This window comes from Micromonospora sp. LA-10, from assembly GCF_051853095.1.
Taxonomy (GTDB): Bacteria; Actinomycetota; Actinomycetes; order Mycobacteriales; family Micromonosporaceae; genus Micromonospora; species Micromonospora echinospora_A.
Genome location: NZ_CP195710.1, coordinates 4,194,414 through 4,210,347 on the forward strand (window position 1 = coordinate 4,194,414; position 15,934 = coordinate 4,210,347).

16 protein-coding genes are annotated in these 15,934 nt (G+C 71.7%); 5 read left to right on the forward strand and 11 right to left on the reverse strand.

The features are described 5' to 3' along the window. Position 1: 1 nt before the first annotated feature. Positions 2-955, reverse strand: coding sequence for an RNA polymerase sigma factor SigJ (sigJ, locus tag ACSDG8_RS19810; protein ID WP_210896991.1), 954 nt, complete (start codon positions 953-955; stop codon positions 2-4). Between the two features lie 232 nt (positions 956-1,187). Here sigJ and ACSDG8_RS19815 point away from each other — a divergent pair, with 232 nt between their 5' ends. The 3 genes from ACSDG8_RS19815 to ACSDG8_RS19825 all read left to right on the forward strand — a co-directional run bounded on the left by ACSDG8_RS19815 (position 1,188) and on the right by ACSDG8_RS19825 (position 3,923). Continuing rightward, a complete protein-coding gene (locus tag ACSDG8_RS19815) occupies positions 1,188-2,138 on the forward strand; it encodes a PPK2 family polyphosphate kinase (RefSeq protein ID WP_210896989.1) in 951 nt (316 codons plus the stop codon). Positions 2,139-2,287: 149 nt separating this feature from the next. Then, positions 2,288-2,914 (forward strand): DUF47 domain-containing protein, encoded by a 627-nt coding sequence (locus tag ACSDG8_RS19820; RefSeq protein ID WP_030504473.1) that lies wholly within the window; start codon positions 2,288-2,290, stop codon positions 2,912-2,914. A 4-nt stretch (positions 2,915-2,918) separates the two neighbouring features. After that, positions 2,919-3,923: an inorganic phosphate transporter gene (locus ACSDG8_RS19825; protein WP_210896987.1), complete on the forward strand. Its 1,005-nt coding sequence runs from the start codon at positions 2,919-2,921 to the stop codon at positions 3,921-3,923. 53 nt (positions 3,924-3,976) lie between these two features. Here ACSDG8_RS19825 and ACSDG8_RS19830 read toward each other — a convergent pair whose 3' ends face one another. The 3 genes from ACSDG8_RS19830 to ACSDG8_RS19840 all read right to left on the reverse strand — a co-directional run bounded on the left by ACSDG8_RS19830 (position 3,977) and on the right by ACSDG8_RS19840 (position 6,310). Further along, positions 3,977-4,945 (reverse strand): Gfo/Idh/MocA family protein, encoded by a 969-nt coding sequence (locus ACSDG8_RS19830; RefSeq protein WP_210896985.1) that lies wholly within the window; start codon positions 4,943-4,945, stop codon positions 3,977-3,979. A gap of 60 nt (positions 4,946-5,005) precedes the next feature. Then, a complete protein-coding gene (locus ACSDG8_RS19835; protein WP_210896983.1) occupies positions 5,006-5,593 on the reverse strand; it encodes a DinB family protein in 588 nt (195 codons plus the stop codon). Between the two features lie 246 nt (positions 5,594-5,839). Further along, positions 5,840-6,310, reverse strand: coding sequence for a class I SAM-dependent methyltransferase (locus ACSDG8_RS19840; RefSeq protein ID WP_210896981.1), 471 nt, complete (start codon positions 6,308-6,310; stop codon positions 5,840-5,842). Positions 6,311-6,666: 356 nt separating this feature from the next. Between ACSDG8_RS19840 and ACSDG8_RS19845 the strand changes: the two genes are divergently transcribed. Then, entirely contained in the window at positions 6,667-7,494 is an 828-nt protein-coding gene (locus ACSDG8_RS19845) for an NUDIX hydrolase (RefSeq protein WP_210896979.1), read from the forward strand. Between the two features lie 62 nt (positions 7,495-7,556). Here ACSDG8_RS19845 and pstB read toward each other — a convergent pair whose 3' ends face one another. The 7 genes from pstB to ACSDG8_RS19880 form a co-directional block, all read right to left on the reverse strand. Then, positions 7,557-8,333 (reverse strand): phosphate ABC transporter ATP-binding protein PstB, encoded by a 777-nt coding sequence (pstB, locus tag ACSDG8_RS19850; RefSeq protein ID WP_013288829.1) that lies wholly within the window; start codon positions 8,331-8,333, stop codon positions 7,557-7,559. 20 nt (positions 8,334-8,353) lie between these two features. Further along, positions 8,354-9,442, reverse strand: a complete 1,089-nt coding sequence (gene pstA / locus ACSDG8_RS19855; protein ID WP_439427147.1) for a phosphate ABC transporter permease PstA — start codon at positions 9,440-9,442, stop codon at positions 8,354-8,356. Next, positions 9,439-10,524: a phosphate ABC transporter permease subunit PstC gene (gene pstC / locus ACSDG8_RS19860; RefSeq protein WP_210896977.1), complete on the reverse strand. Its 1,086-nt coding sequence runs from the start codon at positions 10,522-10,524 to the stop codon at positions 9,439-9,441. Before pstC ends, pstA begins: the two co-directional genes overlap by 4 nt. Before the next feature lie 41 nt (positions 10,525-10,565). Continuing rightward, positions 10,566-11,663, reverse strand: coding sequence for a phosphate ABC transporter substrate-binding protein PstS (gene pstS / locus ACSDG8_RS19865; RefSeq protein WP_210896975.1), 1,098 nt, complete (start codon positions 11,661-11,663; stop codon positions 10,566-10,568). 232 nt (positions 11,664-11,895) lie between these two features. Then, on the reverse strand, positions 11,896-12,831 hold the full coding sequence (mshD, locus tag ACSDG8_RS19870; RefSeq protein WP_210896973.1) for a mycothiol synthase: 936 nt from the start codon (positions 12,829-12,831) through the stop codon (positions 11,896-11,898). Between the two features lie 67 nt (positions 12,832-12,898). Continuing rightward, complete coding sequence (locus ACSDG8_RS19875) at positions 12,899-13,753, reverse strand: polysaccharide deacetylase family protein (protein WP_439427148.1); 855 nt, start codon at positions 13,751-13,753, stop codon at positions 12,899-12,901. 150 nt (positions 13,754-13,903) lie between these two features. After that, positions 13,904-14,623 (reverse strand): winged helix-turn-helix transcriptional regulator, encoded by a 720-nt coding sequence (locus ACSDG8_RS19880; protein ID WP_176722767.1) that lies wholly within the window; start codon positions 14,621-14,623, stop codon positions 13,904-13,906. Between the two features lie 247 nt (positions 14,624-14,870). On the opposite strand from ACSDG8_RS19880, the gene ACSDG8_RS19885 reads away from it, so the two are divergent. After that, on the forward strand, positions 14,871-15,920 hold the full coding sequence (locus ACSDG8_RS19885) for a hypothetical protein (RefSeq protein ID WP_210896969.1): 1,050 nt from the start codon (positions 14,871-14,873) through the stop codon (positions 15,918-15,920). The last annotated feature ends 14 nt before the right edge of the window (positions 15,921-15,934 follow it).

Below are 15,934 nucleotides of genomic sequence, written 5' to 3' on the forward strand. Positions count from 1 at the left end.
CTCACCAGCGCGGCGGCCAGGCGGCGTCCGGGCCCAGCGGCGGCAGCTCGCCGACCTTGGCCGGGTTGAGCTGGTTGAACACGGCGGTGATCCGCCCCTCGTGGACGGCGAACGAGGTGACCATCCGGACGGGTCGCCCGTCCCGGTGGAAGAACTCCGACTGCCACCCCAGCGTCCCGTCCACCAGCACCGGCCGTCCGCGCAGGCCGCCGCGCCGCTGGGCCTGGCCGTAGAGGCCGAGCAGCAGACGGCCGACCGACTCGACGCCGACCACCGGCCGCCGCCCGGCCGGGAAGTGACCGCCCGCGTCGCCGATCGACACCACGTCAGGGGCGAGTACGCGGACCAGCTGCTCCAGCTCGCCGGACTCCACCGCCGCGGCGAACGCGTCGAGCACCCGCCGCTGCTCGGCGAGGTCGGCGCTGTGCTGCGGCGCGTCCGGCCGGTGCACCGCCCGGCGGGCCCGCGACGCGAGCTGACGCGCCGCCTCCGGCGTGACCGCGAGGACGTCCGCCACGTCGGCGAACGGCACCGCGAACACGTCGTGCAGCACGAACGCCACCCGCTGCTCCGGCGTCAGCCGTTCCAGTACCACCAGCAGCGCGGTGCCGAGCTGGTCGGCCCGTACCGCCCGCTCGGCCGGGTCGGGCGCGAACCCGTCGGACGCCGGCAGGCCGGTCACCACCGGCTCCGGCAGCCACTGACCCGGGTACGCCTCCCGGCGCACCCGCGCGGAGCGGAGCACGTCCAGGCAGATGCGGGAGCAGGTGGTGGTGAGCCAGCCCCGCAGGTCCCGTACGCGGGCGCGCTCATCGGGGTCGCTCAACGCGCTGGAGAAGCGCAGCCAGGTCTCCTGCACGGCGTCCTCGGCCTCGCTGCGGCTGCCGAGCATCCGCCGCGCGACCGCCAGCAGATGCCCCCGTTCCGCTTCGAACTCCCCCGTAAGTTCATCCACCCACCCATTCTCCCGCGCCCCCGCCCACCCCGGCGCCCCGCCACCGCCCGCCCCACCCCACCCACGCCTCGCTGATCTTGCACTTGCTGCCCCGGCAAACGCCGCTTTACGGGCACGTCACGGGCCGCAACTGCAAGATCGACGGGGTGGGGGTGGTGGACGGCGGGGGACAAAGGGGGTTTTAGGGGGCGCGGCGTACCCGGGGATTGCTTTTGGGGGTGAGGATCGGGGGATGAGTGAGGTGGTGGGGCCCGAGGGCGGGCCGATGCGGGAACTGCTGCGGGTGGGGCCGGGGCCGGTGGACCTGGCGGCGATCGACCCCCGGTCGACGCCCGGGCTGCCGGCGGCGGCCGGGCGCGGACCCGCGCGCAAGGAGTGGGCGCGGGCCCAGGTCGAGATGGTCGGCGCGGAGCTGGGGCGGCAGCAGGAGATGCTGTACGCCTCGGCGCAGGGCGCCGCCGGTCCGGGCAGCGCCACGAGCGCGCCGGCCCAGGCGGGCGCAGGGCTGGGCGAGGGCCGGCCGCGCCGACTGCTGCTGGTGCTCCAGGCGATGGACTGCGGCGGCAAGGACGGCGCCGTGAAGCGGGTGGCCGGCGCGATGAACCCGTTGGGGCTGCACATCCGCTCGTTCGGGCCGCCGACCGAGGAGGAGTTGCGGCACGACTTCCTGTGGCGGGTGCGGCGGGCGCTGCCGCCGCCCGGGTACGTGGGCGTGTTCAACCGCTCGCACTATGAGGACGTGCTGATCGCCCGGGTCGAGGGGCTGGTCGACGAGGCGACCTGGCAGTCCCGGTACGCGATCATCAACGACTTCGAGCGAGAACTGGCCGAGCAGGCGGTGACGGTGATCAAAGTCATGCTGCACATCTCGTACGCCGAGCAGGGCGAGCGGCTGATGGAGCGGCTGACCGACCCGACGAAGTTCTGGAAGTACAACCCCAGTGACCTGGACACCCGGGCACGTTGGGACGACTATCAGGCGGCGTACGCCGAGGCGATCGAGCGGTGCGGCGGCGACGACGCGCCCTGGTTCGTGGTCCCGGCGGACCGCAAGTGGTACCGGGACTGGGCGGTGGCCCACCTGCTGCGCGAGACGTTCGAGGGGTTGCATCTGGGGTATCCGGCTGCCGATTTCGACGTTGATCGGGAGCGTGACCGGTTACGGAACCAACTCGGCGGGTGATCAGGTGAACGGAAGGTGAACGAGCGGTGAATCGGGCTTGACCAGGGGTGGGCCGATCGAAAGCCGCCTGGACGCGATCCCTAGCATGCGCAATGCAGACGCCCGGGCGGCGACGGCCACCCTTCCACCGACACGACGAGGTCCGTGCTGTGAAGTTTTCCTTCCGTCCCACCGAGGGCGCTTTCTACGAGCTCTTCACCAGGGCCGCGCAGAACCTGGTCAAGGGGACCGACCTGCTCAACGAGCTGGGTCTGCCCGGCGCCGACGTGCAGTCGATCAGCGAGCGGCTGACCGACATCGAGCACGACAGCGACCAGATCACGCACGAGCTGTACAAGAAGATCAACTCCACGTTCATCACCCCGTTCGACCGGGAGGACATCTACCGGCTGGGCTCGCTGCTCGACGACGTGATGGACCACCTGGAGGCGGTCGGCAACCTGCTCTACCTGTACGGCCTGACCAAGCTCCCGTCGCTTCCGCGCGAGCTGCACGAGCTGGTGAACGTGCTCGACCTGCAGGCCAAGCTCACCGCCGAGGCGATGCCGCGGCTGAAGTCGATGAAGGATCTCGAGGACTACTGGATCGAGTGCAACCGGCTCGAGAACGACGGCGACCAGGCGTACCGGATGCTGCTGGTACGCCTCTTCTCCGGTGAGTACGACGCGCTCACGGTGCTGAAGATGAAGGAGGTGGCCGACGAGCTGGAGGCCGCCTGCGACGCCTTCGAGCACGTCGCCAACACCGTCGAGACCATCGCGGTCAAGGAGTCCTGAGCCAGTGAGTCCCGAACTCATCGCCGTGCTGGCGGTGATCGCGGTCGCCATGGCGTTCGACTACACGAACGGCTTCCACGACGCGGCAAACGCGATCGCCACCAGCATCTCGACCCGGGCGCTGACCCCCCGGATCGCCCTGGCGCTGGCGGCAGTCGGCAACTTCGTCGGCGCGCACTTCGGCGCCGGTGTCGCCAAGACGGTCGGCGACGGGCTGGTGACGTTGCCGACCGGGGTGGAGAGCCTCGGCGTGGTCTTCGCCGGTGTACTCGGCGCGATCATCTGGAACCTGATCACCTGGTACTTCGGCCTGCCCTCGTCCTCTTCGCACGCCCTCTTCGGCGGCCTGGTCGGCGCCACCCTGTTCGCCGCCGACGGCATCGTCCAGTGGGGCACCATCATCGAGAAGGTCCTCATCCCGATGGTGCTGTCGCCGGTGGTCGGCCTGGTGCTCGGCTTCCTGGTGATGCTGGCGATCATGTGGCTGTTCCGGAAGGGGCAGCCGGGCAAGCTCAGCCGCGGCTTCCGCTGGGCGCAGACCGTGTCCGCCGCCGCCATGTCGGTCGGCCACGGCATGCAGGACGCCGCCAAGACCATGGGCATCATCGTGCTGGCGCTCTACACCGGTGGCTTCCAGGAGAGCAAGACCCACATCCCGGGCTGGGTCTTCTGGACCTCCGCCGCGATGCTGGCCGCCGGCACTTACGCGGGCGGCTGGCGGATCATCCGGACGCTCGGCCGGAAGATCATCGACCTCGGCCCGGCGGAGGGCTTCGCGGCGGAGACCGTGGCCAGCGCGGTGCTCTACTTCAACGCGCTCGTGCTCAAGGCGCCGATCTCCACCACGCACACGATCACCTCGGCGATCATGGGTGTGGGCTCGACGAAACGGCTCTCCGCGGTGCGCTGGAACGTGGCCGGAAACATCGTGATCGCCTGGATCATCACGTTCCCGGCCGCCGCCGCGATCGCCTGCCTCGCGTACCTGCTGGTCCGCCCCTTGTTCTGATCCCCCGCTCTCCCGCGCGAACGTCGAGGGGTTCCCGCCGTGGCGGGGACCCCTCACGCGTAGGAGACGCCGATCCGGGCCTTGATGTCGTCGAGCAGGCCCATCACCTCGAGCGTGGCGGCGTGCGGCACCAGCGGGCTCTCGGTCAGCCCGGCCGCGAGGCAGCGCTGCACCTCGATCGCCTCGTACTGGTATCCGCCGCCGGTCAGGTCCGCCGGGATCGTCTCCGGCTCGGCGCCGGCCCGGTGCAGCACCGCGTGCGCGGGCCGGAAGAACAGCTCGGGCAGGTCGATCCGGCCGGTGGTGCCCGTGATCGACGCGGTGATCGCCGTCGCGCCGACCATGCCGCAGCTGAGCGTGGCCACCGCGCCGGAGTCCCAGCCGAGCACCATGCCGGTGTTCTCGTCCACCGCCTCCGGGCTCAGCTTCGCCCACGCCTGCACGTGCTGCGGCACGCCGAGCACCAGGTGGGCCAGGCTCAGCGGATAGACGCCGAGGTCGAGCAGCGCGCCGCCGCCGAGCGTCCGGGCCCGCATCCGGTGCTCCGGCGGGAACGGTCCGGCCACGCCGAAGTCGGCCCGTACGTGCGTGACCTCGCCGATCGCGCCGTCCCGGATCAGCTCCAGCACCCGCAGGATCAGCGGGTTGGTCCGCATCCACATGGCCTCCATGAGGAACAGACCCCGGGCGCGGGCCGTCTCCACCAGCTCGGTGGTGGTCGGCAGGTCCAGCGTGCACGGCTTCTCCACCAGCACGGCCTTGCCGCCGGCCAGGCACGCCAGCGCCGCCTCGTGGTGCGCCGCGTGCGGGGTGGCCACGTAGATCGCGTCCACGTCCGGGTCCGCGGCCAGTTCCGCCCATGAGGCGTACGCCCGCGGCACGTCGTGCCGGCGCGCGAACAGCTCGGCGCTCTCCCGGGTACGCGAGCCGACAGCCACCAGTTCGGCGTCCGGCACCAGCCGCAGATCGGCGGCGAAAGAGGCGGCGATGTTTCCGGTGGCCAGGATTCCCCAACGCGTCATGCCGGCACGCTATCCCTTCCCGCTCCGGGGCCGGGAGGGCGATCCACCGGTCGGGACGACTCAGCGAGGGGTGTCGGCGGCGGCCCGGGCGGCCAGTTCGATCATCGCCCGCCGCGCCGTCAGCGTCGGCCGGTCAGGTTCCAGGTAGGCGTACCCGGCCCATGCCCCGGTCGAGCCGTCGAGCTGCTCGCGCAGGATGTCGGCGTGCCCGGCGTGCCGGCTGGTCTCGGTCAGCACGTGGACCATGACGTTGAACAGCTTGACGTCGGGGCGGGGCCACCACGGCACATGGCCGGGCGCGTCGATCGCGAGGGCGTCGATGGTCGCGTCCGCGTGCTCCCACGCCCGCCGGTAACGGCCGATCACCTCCTCGCGGCTCTCGTGCTCGGTCGCCCACATGTCGGCGCCGTCCGGATCCGGGTCGTCCCACCGGGGCAGCGGCTCCGGGAACGGCCTGCCGAACACCTCGCCGAAGTATCGGGCCTCCCCGACCGTCAGGTGCTTGACCAGGCCGAGCAGGTTGGTGCCGGACGCGGTCAGGGGGCGGCGTACGTCGTACTCGGACAGCCCGTCGAGCTTCCACAGCATGGCCTCGCGGATCTGGCGCAGATCCTCGTGCAGGTATTCCTTCGCGAAATCGTCGATCACGGGTCACGACCCTGCCAGGCGCGGCCAGCCGCCGTAGCCCCGTGCCGACGGCCGCTGTCCATGAGGGGCCTATCGGATATAAACCCGCCCTGTTCTTGGCTCGGTGAATGTCGTTTCGGCTGCAGAGCAAAGGCGGTGGAGGAATTTCCCCTGGCCAGGCGAGAAGCTACACAGTGTGATCGCATTCGCGCTTGTGGAGCGCGGGTCTTGCGTGCGCTGGCGAGCACGACCGGACTGCCCACCGCGTCATGCCCGGGACGGTCCGGGCTGCGGCACGGCCATCAGCCGCTGGCTCGCCCGGGCCGGACGGCCGTTCATCGTCTCCACTGCGACCTCGCGGCCGGCGACGAGGTCGAAGTCGCCGAAGAGTTGGTCCAGCCAGTCGGTGGTGTGGTGTCGACACACCACCCCGTCGCCGGTCTCGAAGATTCCGTAGGTGCCGTACTTCGCTGCGAACCGTTCGTACCGGGAACGGTTGCGGTGATCCTCTTGCAGGCACAGGTCACTGACATAGAGCAGCCCGCCCGGCCGTAGGACCCTACGCAGCTCCGTCACCAGTTCCCGCTGCCCGGCGTCGCCGGGTGTACACGTCAACACCGCGAACAGCAGCACCAGGTCGATGCTGTCCTCTTGCTCGTCGAGCTGCGGAGGATCGGTGAGAACCGTGAATTGCGCGCCGGGTTGCTCGTTCTTCGCGCGACTGACGAGACGGGGCACGCAGCGTGAAGATCGCTCAGCGTGATGGCTGCCGCATGCCCTTTCGCCGAATGCGGGCGTTCAAAGGCAACCAACCGGACATAAGACAGCACTTACGCGGGCCGGGCTGACTGCCTCTCGCCGACTTTGCTCTGCAGCCCCATGCGCACCGCTCACGGAAGGTTGCCGATGCGGATCTGGCTGCAGAGCAAAGTCGGCAGAGGGTGTCTGCTGCTCGGGGCTGAAAACTACGCATTGTGACCAGGTGATCTGGTCGGGGAGTGCGGATGAGGTGAGGCGCCGTGTGCCCGCGCCCGGCCGCCCTCGGCCGGGCCGCCCTCGGCCGGGCCGCCCGGGCGGGAACTAGGCTCGGGCGCATGACGTTCGACGGCTTCGCCGCACCCCCCGCCCTGGTGGAGCACGCCCGCCGGTTCCAGGCCGAGGGCGCCGTACCGGCCGTGCCCCGGGTCGCCGCCACGGTCCTGCTGCTCCGCCCGGCCGGCGACGGGTTCGAGGTCTACATGATCCGCCGGGTGGCCGCGATGACGTTCGGCGGCATGTACGCCTTCCCCGGCGGCGGGGTGGACCGCTCCGACTCGGAGGCGCACCTGGGCTGGGCCGGCCCGGATCCGGCGGCATGGGGGGAGCGGCTCGGGCTCGATGCGGCGGCCGCGCAGGCGGTGGTGTGCGCCGCCGCCCGTGAGGTCTTCGAGGAGGCGGGCGTGCTGCTCGCCGGGCCGGACCCGGACACGGTGGTCGGCGACGTGAGCGGCGACGACTGGGAGGCGGCCCGGCAGGACCTGGAGGGACGGCGGGTCGGCTTCGCGGAGCTGCTGGCCGGGAAGGGCCTCACGCTCCGCTCCGACCTGCTGCTGCCGTGGAGCCGGTGGATCACGCCGGAGTTCGAGCCGCGCCGCTTCGACACGTACTTCTTCGTCGCTCTGCTGCCCGAGGGGCAGCGGACCCGGGACGTCTCCGGCGAGGCCGACCACACGCTGTGGCTGCGCCCGGCGGACGCCCTGACCCGCGCGCGGGCCGGCGAGCTGACCATGCTGCCGCCGACCATGGTCACGCTCGCCGAGGTCACCGCCGCGGGCGACCTCGCCGGAGTGGCGCGGGATGCGGCAGAGCGCGACCCGGGTACGCCGATCCTGCCGTACATCGAGGGACTGGACGGCGCCGAGCCCCGCTTCCGTGTGCGCTGACTGGTGTTAAGAGGGGCCCCTTCCTCTACCGGAGGCGTTAACAGGGGGCCCCTCCTTACGGCTCAGCCGAAGCGGCCGGTGATGTAGTCCTCGGTCTTCTTCTGGCTCGGGTTGCTGAAGATCTTCTGCGTGTTGTCGTACTCGATCAGGCGGCCCGGGTCGCCGGTCTTCTCGATGGAGAAGAAGGCGGTCCGGTCCGACACCCGCGCGGCCTGCTGCATGTTGTGCGTGACGATGATGATCGTGAACTTGTCCTTGAGCTGGAACATCAGGTCCTCGATGGCCAGCGTGGAGATCGGGTCCAGCGCCGAGCAGGGCTCGTCCATCAGCACGACCTGCGGCTCGACAGCGATGGTGCGGGCGATGCAGAGCCGCTGCTGCTGACCGCCGGACAGGCCCGCGCCGGGCTTGGCCAGGCGGTCCTTCACCTCGTCCCACAGGTTCGCCGAGCGGAGCGCCCGCTCGGCCGCCTCCTCCAGGATCGACTTGCGTCGTACGCCGTTGAGCCGCAGGCCGGCCACCACGTTCTCGAAGATGCTCATGGTGGGGAACGGGTTCGGCCGCTGGAAGACCATGCCGATCATCCGGCGGACCGCCGTGACGTCCACGTCGCGGTCGTAGATGTCCTGGTCGTCGATGGTGAGGCTGCCCTCGACCCGGGCGCCGGGCAGTACCTCGTGCATCCGGTTGATCGACCGCAGGAAGGTGGACTTGCCGCAGCCGGACGGGCCGATCAGGGCGGTGACCGTCTTCGGCTCGACTGTCAGGTTGATGTTCTCGATCGCCTTGAAGCCGCCGTAGTAGGCGGTCACGTTCGTGGCTTCGATGCGCTTGGCCATGGTGGCGGTACCTCCGGGGTTCATCGGCCGAGCCGGTTGCGGCGGGACAGCAGCTTCGCCGCCACGGTGAGGACGAGGACGAGGACGACCAGGGTCAGCGCCGCGGTCCACGCCCGTGCCGGCGAGTACCTCGACGCCTCGCCGGCCTGCTGGTAGACGAAGAGAGCCAGCGACGACTGGTTGTTCTCGAACGGGTTGAAGTTGATCGCCGCGCCGCCGCCGGCGACGAGCAGCACCGGCGCGGTCTCACCGGCGGCCCGCGCAATGGCGAGCATGATGCCGGTGACGATGCCGGGCAGCGCGGTCGGCAGCACGACGCGCAGGATCGTCTTCCACTTCGGTACGCCCAGGGCGTACGCGCCCTCGCGCAGCGGCGCGGGCACCAGGCGGAGCATCTCCTCGGTCGAGCGGACCACTGTGGGCAGCATCAGCACGCTCAGCGCCAGCGCGGCGGCGAAGCCGGAGAAGCCGGGCCGCCCGTCGTTGAACCACGGCGAGACGATCAGCACCCAGAAGGCCAGCACGAACAGGCCGGTGACGATCGACGGGATGCCGGTCATCACGTCCACGAAGAAGCGGATGGTGAACGCGAACCGGCCCCGGCCGTACTCGACGATGTAGATCGCGCAGAGCACGCCGAGCGGCACCGTGATCAGGGTGGCGATGCCGACCTGCTGCAACGTGCCGACGATCGCGTGGTAGGCGCCGCCGTTGGCGTCGCGCGACCCGATGTTGTTCATCGAGGTGCCGAAGAAGTTCGCGTCCAGCCGCTCGGAGCCCTTGCTGACGAGCGTCCAGACCACAGACGCCAGCGGCAGCACCGCCAGCACGAACGCGGAGTGGATCAGCGCGCTCCAGGTCCGGTTGCGGGCCGACCGGCGGCCCTCCACGGCGTTCGCCGCGGCGAAGAGACCGGCCAGGTAGAGCAGCGCGCCGACCACCACGACCAGGACCGGGCCGCCGATGCCGGCGCCGTACACGATGCCCGCCGCGAGCAGCAGCGCCGCGGCGGCGATGGCCGGAGCGGCGTACGCGGGAAGCCGCTTCGCCCGCAGCGTGGCCGGCTGGGCCGGCGGGCGCGGGCGGCGGGGAGTGAGGGTGGTTGTCATGCGGCCGACTCCGTGAACTCGCGCCGCCGGTAGATGATCGCCCGGGCGGTGATGTTGACGATCAACGTGATCGCGAACAGCACCAGGCCGGAGGCGATGAGCGCGCCTCGGCCGGTGTCGTTCGCCTCGGCGAACCGGTTGGCGATGTTCGCGGCGATCGAGTTGCCGCCGCTCTGCAGGATGTTGAACGAGATCGCGTACGTCGAGCCGAGCGTGAGCGCCAGCGCGATGGTCTCGCCGAGCGCCCGGCCCAGGCCGAGCATCACCGCGGCGATGACGCCGGGCCGCCCGTAGGGCAGGACGGCGGTGCGGATCATCTCCCAGCGGGTGGCGCCGAGCGCGAGCGCGGCTTCCTCGTTCGCGGTCGGGGTCTGCCGGAACACCTCGCGGGACAGCGAGGTGATGATCGGCAGCACCATGATCGCCAGCACCACGGAGCCGAGCAGGATCGAGTTGCCGTACGGGCCGTTGCCGAAGATGGGGATCCAGCCGAAGTACCTGTTCAGCCAGGCGGACAGGTCGGCGATCGGCTGCGCGAAGTAGTCGCGCCCCCAGAGGCCGAAGACGACGCTCGGCACGGCGGCCAGCAGGTCGATCAGGAAGCCCAGGGCGTTGCCGAGCCGCCGGGGCGCGTAGTGCGACAGGTAGAGGGCGATGCCCAGCGCGACCGGCACCGCCATGAGCAGCGCCAGCAGCGAGCTCAGGACGGTGCCGAAGGCGAGCGCGCCGATGCCGAACTGCGGCGGGTTGTCGTTCGGGAACCAGCCCTCGAACGTCCAGAACGACTCGGTGTTCGCCCGCAGCGCCGGGACGGCCCTGGCGACCAGGAAGATCGCGATCGCCGCGATGACCACCAGGACTGTGGTGCCGGCGGCCAGGGTCAGGCCGCGGAAGGCCCGTTCCGCGCCGAAGGCGCGGGCCCGGGGGAGGCCACCGCCGCCGCCGAGGCCGCCGTCGGGGAGGCCCGGGTTGCCGGAGCGCTCGGCCACACGCGCCGAGGCACCGGCGGGTCGCTCGTGGCTCGTGGCCACGGGAGTCCCGCCGGTGCCGGCGTTGGCCGAGCGGTGAGGGGTGTCACCCATCTGCTCGCTCGCTTCGCGTTGAGGAGGTGTCGGTCGGAGCGTCAGGAGAGGCTCTTGACCGCGGCCTCGACCTTGGTGCGGACGGTCTCGGGCAGCGGGGCGTAGCCGAGCTCGACCAGCTCCTTCTGCCCCTCGGCGCTGGCGGCGTGGCCGAGCAGGCCCTTGACCAGCGGCAGCTTGTCGGCGGCGAGGCCCTTGCTGCAGACGATCTCGTAGGTCGCCAGGACGATCGGGTACGCCCCGGCCTCCTTGGTGTTGTAGTCGATCGACATCTTCAGGTCGTTGCCCTGACCCTCGAACTTGGCGCCGGCGATGGTCTTGCCGGCCGAGTCACCGGTCAGCTCGACGAACTCGCCGTTACCGTTCTTGACCTTCGCCATCTTCAGGTCGGAGTTCTCGGCGTACGACCACTCGACGTAGCTGATGGTGCCGTCGGTGCTCTTGACCTTGCTGGCCACACCGTCGGACTTGGCCGCGCCGACGCCGCCCGGGGCCTTCCACGCCTTGGAGTTGCCGAGCGTCCAGTCCGCCTCGGCGGTCTTGGAGAGGTACTTGGTGAAGTTGTCGGTGGTGCCCGACTCGTCGGAGCGGTGCACCGCCTGGATCGCGGTCGACGGCAGCTTGGCGTCCGGGTTGTCGGCCTTGATGGCCGCGTCGTCCCACTTGGTCACCTTGCCGGCGAAGATCTTCGCCAGGGTGGCCGGGCTGAACTGGAGGTTGTCCGCGCCGCTGACGTTGTAGACCACGGCGACCGGGCCGATGACCATCGGCAGGTTGAGCGCCTGGCCGCCGGTGCACTTGGCGTCGGCCTGCGGCTGCTCCTCCGGCTTGAGGGGGGAGTCCGAACCGGCGAAGTCGGCGGTGCCGGCGATGAAGGCCTGGATGCCGGCGCCCGAGCCGCTCGGCTCGTAGTTGATCGTGGTGCCGGCGCACTTCTGCTGGTACGCCTTGATCCACTCGGCCATGGCGTTCTTCTGGGCCGAGGAGCCCTGCGCGTTCAGCGTGCCCGTCGCGCAGTCCACCGCGGCGGTGGAACCGGAGGCGCTGGCGGGCTCGTTGTTGTCCGAGCCGCAGGCGCTGAGACCGAGAACCGCGGTAAGAGCGAGACAGGCGATGGCGCCGTGCCGCTGGAGCTTCACTTCAGGGGTTTCCCTTCACGTCTTTGGTCAGGTCGCCCGGAGTGCCGGGGGCCGGCGCTGACCGGCTGACACGAAAGGTAAAAGGGCCAGGTGGACGGTTCGCCGGACGCAAGTGAACGCGCGGTGAACACGTTCAGCCGGCGAGATGGCCGTACGCTGAGGAAGGGTTGTCCATTTCGTGAACTAGCAGCCTGCTATCGCCTTTGTGGCGACTTCCAGGACCGGCGAACGTTCAGCCGAGCTGGTAGTTGACGTGCGCGGACCACATGGCGAAGCCGAGCCGCTCGTAGAGCGCGACGGCGGCGGTGTTGCTCTCGTCCACGTAGAGCATCACCCGGTCCAGCCCGCGCTCGTCGCGCAGGTGGGTGAGGCCGGCCGCGGTGAGCACCCGGCCCAGGCCGCCCCGGTGCGCGGACGGCGAGACGCCGAGCACGTAGACCTCGCCGATGCGGGCCGAGCCCGGCCGCTCGTGCACCTTGGTCCAGTGGAAGCCGAGCAGCCGGCCGGTCGCGGAGTCGACGGCGAGCAGGAAGCCGGCCGGGTCGAACCACGGCTCGGCGATGCGTACGCGCAGGTCGTCGAGCGTCCACTTGCCCTGCTCGGGGTGCTGGGCGAAGGCCGCGTTGTTCACCGCGAGCCACGCCTCGTCGTCCTCGCCCGGACGGAACGCGCGCAGCGTCACGCCGTCCGGCGCCACCGGCGGCGGCAACTCGGCGGTCAGCGGGCGGCGCATCTGCCAGAGCACCCGCGCCCGGGCGAAGCCAAGGTCGACAGCGAGCGCGGCGGCCGACGGGTGGTCGCCGTGCGCCCAGGCGCGCAGCGGACCGGGCGCGGCGTCCACCACGCCCCGGGCCAGCGCCCGGCCGGAACCCCGCCGCCGGTACGCGGGATGCACGACCAGTTCCGCGCCGACGCCCTCGGCGGGCGCGGTGGTGTCGAGGTGGGCGTACCCGGTGAGGGTGCCGTCGCCCGTCCGGGCGGTGAGGTGCACCGCGGGCGCCTCGGGGTCGCGCAGCCGCAGCAGCACGTGCTCGTCGAGCGGGTCGGCGCCGTCGGCGTCCCCGGCGGCGCGGGCCAGCGCCAGCACCTCCGCGACCTCGGCCGGCGTCAGCCGGTCCGTCCGGGTGATCCGGTCGGTTGCGGGGCCACTCGTCGGCTCGGGGCTCATCTGAGTCACGGTAGCGGCCGTCCGGCGGCGGTTCGCGCCGGACGAGGGCGGCGGTCGGTGGCGCTCGTCACTGGGGGCCGACGGGCAGCGACTCCAGCTCGAACCGGACCAGTATCTCGGGCAGGAGTTGCTGCAGGGCCGCGACCGTGCCGGAGCGGTCCCCGCCCGCGTCGTGCATGAGCACGATCGACCCCGGGGCCAGCTGCGTGCGGACCAGCGTCTCGATGGCGAGCGCGCCGGGCGCCTTCCAGTCCGACGGGTCGACGCTCCAGTGCAGCGGGGTGAGTCCCAGATCGGCGCAGGCCGATACCACCGGGTGGGTCCAGGCCCCGCCCGGCTGGCGGTAGTACGCGATCCGCGCGTTCGGCACGGCGGCCAGGATCGCGTCGTTGGTGCGCAGGATGTCGGCCCGGATCGTCGCCGCGGACCGCTTGCCCAGGTTGACGTCGTGCTCCCAGGAGTGGTTGCACAGCGTGTGGCCCTCGGCCACTATCGACCGGATCAGATCCGGGTAGGCCTCGGCGTTCTCGCCGACGACGCAGAACGTCGCCTTCACGCCGTACTGGGCCAGCAGCGCGAGCACCTGCGGAGTCCAGCGCGGGTCGGGGCCGTCGTCGAAGGTCAGCGCGACCCGGGACGAGCCGGTGGCGATCAGGGTGCCGTACGGGCCGTCGCCGCCCGGCTCGACCGGGGCGGCGTCCGGCGCGGCGTCGGGGCTCGGACCGGCCGTGGCCCGCCCGCCGGGAAAGCCCGTGCTGGGCGGCTGGTCGGCGTAGTGCGGCCCGGCGAGCGCCGTGGTGGCCCCCGCGTTCGACGGCGGGTGTTCCGGCACCAGGCTGCGGCCCAGCGCGAACGCCGAGCCGAGCAGGCCCGCGAGGACCACGACCACGAGCCCGGCGGCGCGCAGCGTCGAGCCCCGCATCAGCGGAACCGGCCGTTCGTGGCCCCCGTGTCAACCGCGCGCACCGTCGCCCCCTTTGCCCGATAAATCCGGCAGCCAGGATATGGCCGCCCTATCGGGCAAAAAGGGCATTCAGAAGAAATGCCACCTACCGGGGTGGAGCGTGAACGGTCAGACCGGCAGCGGGGCGGGCTCCGACTCCGGCAGCGAGCGCGACGGCGGGACGACGAACTTGTAGCCCACCTGGCGCACCGTGCCGATCATCGACTCGTACTCCGAGCCGAGCTTGGCGCGCAGGCGCCGCACGTGCACGTCGACCGTGCGTGTGCCGCCGAAGTAGTCGTAGCCCCAGACCTCACGCAGCAACTGGTCCCGGGTGAACACCCGCCCCGGGTGCTGGGCCAGGAACTTCAACAGCTCGAACTCCTTATACGTGAGGTCGAGCGGGCGGCCCTTGAGCTTCGCGGCGTAGGTGTCCGGGTCGATGTTCAGCTCGCCGGCCCGGATCGAGCCGCCGGCGCCGGCTGTGGCGTTGCTCAGCCGGCCGACCGCGAGCCGCAGCCGGGCCTCCACCTCGGCCGGCCCGGCGCCGGCCAGGATCACGTCGTCGACGCCCCAGTCCGCGTTGAGCGCGATCAGGCCCGCCTCGGTGACCACAGCGACCAGCGGCACGCCGAGCCCGGTGGCGTGCAGCATCCGGCACGTGGCACGCGCCTCGCTCAGTTCGGAGCGGGCGTCCACCAGCACGGCGTCCGGCGTGGGGCCGGACACCAGCGTGCGGACGTCGCGGGGTGCGGTGCGGACCGAGTGCGGCAGCAGGTCGAGTGCCGGCAACACCGCCGACGGCTCACCGGCCCGTGCGGTCACGAGCAGCAGGAGCTCCACGATCACCTCCGTCCCGGCGGCCCTTCGGCCGCGCGCGACCAGCAGACACGCCCGGGTGAGGGCGGCGCTGTGAACTTGCGTGGGTCCCGGCGTCGCTGACGGGCGGGTAACGGCCTGAGCGTAACTGATGGACCGGCCGTCACCTCCAGGGCACTTTCCCGTTTGCCCTTTCTGCCCTTGATCGCGGCGCAGGTTTTAACGTCGCCGAAACCGGGACCTCCGCCGAGCCGCCCGGGTCTGGCACGATCGGGGCGTGTTTCCCTCCGCCTCGCGCGACACCGGTCGCGAACCGTGGGCCGACGGCCCGCCCGCCGGGCCGTCCGGCCCCGCCCGTGGCTACCCGCCCGCCCCGCGTACCGGCCCCGCCGACGAGGAGGGGGAGCCGCAGGAGCGGAAGGGTCCGCGCCGGCTGCGCAAGGGTGGCCCCGGCCGGCGAGCCGACGACGAGCCCGACGAGGTGCCCGAGGAGGAACTGCCACCGGTTCCGGTCCGCCGTCCGCTGGCGCTCACCGTCGCCGGCTTCGCCGCGCTGCTCGGCCTCGGCCTGGTGCTCGGCGCGCAGACCTCCGGTCCCGGGCACCGGCTGCCGTTCGCGGTCATCATCTTCGGCGTCCAGATGCTCTTCGTGCTCGCCTGGACGATGGCCATGCGCCCGCCCGCGCTGCTGGTCGTCGCGCTGGTCAGCGTCGGCGCGGCCGTGATCGCCGACGTGGCGGCCGTGCAGTCGGACATCGCCGGCCTGGCGCCGCTCGGCTACGCCGCGGCCGCCGGGCTCCTGCTCGCCGTGCTGGGGCAGCTCGTCCGGAGGGTGGACCGGGTCCGGGTGACCGACTCGCTCGGCGGCACCCTGCTCATCGTCGTGGGCGTGGTCGCCTTCGGCACGCTCATCGTGCTCAGCCGGATTCCGAAGGGCACGCAGGCGATCACGGTCTGCCTCACCGCCGCCGGGGTGGCGCTGCTGGTGGCGCGGCTCACCGACGCGGTCGCGCCGTGGCCGCGGCTCGCCCCGCAGGTGCCGCGCGGCGCGGCCGGCGTCGTCGCGGGCGCGATGCTCGGCACGCTCACCAGCGCCGTGCTCGGCAGCTACCTGGTCGGTTTCACGCCGACCAGCGCCGCCCTGGTCGGCGTGGTCAGCGCGGCCACCGCCGTCCTGGCCGACCTCGCCGTCGGGTACGCCGAGGCGGGCCGCCTGATGGCCGGTGAGCCGCCGACGATGTGGGTGGCCCGGCACATGCAGGGGCCGCTGGGCGGGTTCGCGCTGGCCGCGCCGGCCGCGTACGCGATGTGCGTACTGTTCCTCTGACACGGTTGGGGAAG

Excerpts from the sequence above, each read along its gene's own strand:
- ACSDG8_RS19815 (WP_210896989.1), top strand. The coding sequence starts at position 1,188 with ATGAGTGAGGTGGTGGGGCCCGAGGGCGGGCCGATGCGGGAACTGCTG.
- ACSDG8_RS19830 (WP_210896985.1), bottom strand. The coding sequence starts at position 4,945 with ATGACGCGTTGGGGAATCCTGGCCACCGGAAACATCGCCGCCTCTTTC.
- ACSDG8_RS19845 (WP_210896979.1), top strand. The coding sequence starts at position 6,667 with ATGACGTTCGACGGCTTCGCCGCACCCCCCGCCCTGGTGGAGCACGCC.
- pstB (WP_013288829.1), bottom strand. The coding sequence starts at position 8,333 with ATGGCCAAGCGCATCGAAGCCACGAACGTGACCGCCTACTACGGCGGC.
- pstA (WP_439427147.1), bottom strand. The coding sequence starts at position 9,442 with ATGACAACCACCCTCACTCCCCGCCGCCCGCGCCCGCCGGCCCAGCCG.
- pstC (WP_210896977.1), bottom strand. The coding sequence starts at position 10,524 with ATGGGTGACACCCCTCACCGCTCGGCCAACGCCGGCACCGGCGGGACT.
- mshD (WP_210896973.1), bottom strand. The coding sequence starts at position 12,831 with ATGAGCCCCGAGCCGACGAGTGGCCCCGCAACCGACCGGATCACCCGG.
- ACSDG8_RS19875 (WP_439427148.1), bottom strand. The coding sequence starts at position 13,753 with ATGCGGGGCTCGACGCTGCGCGCCGCCGGGCTCGTGGTCGTGGTCCTC.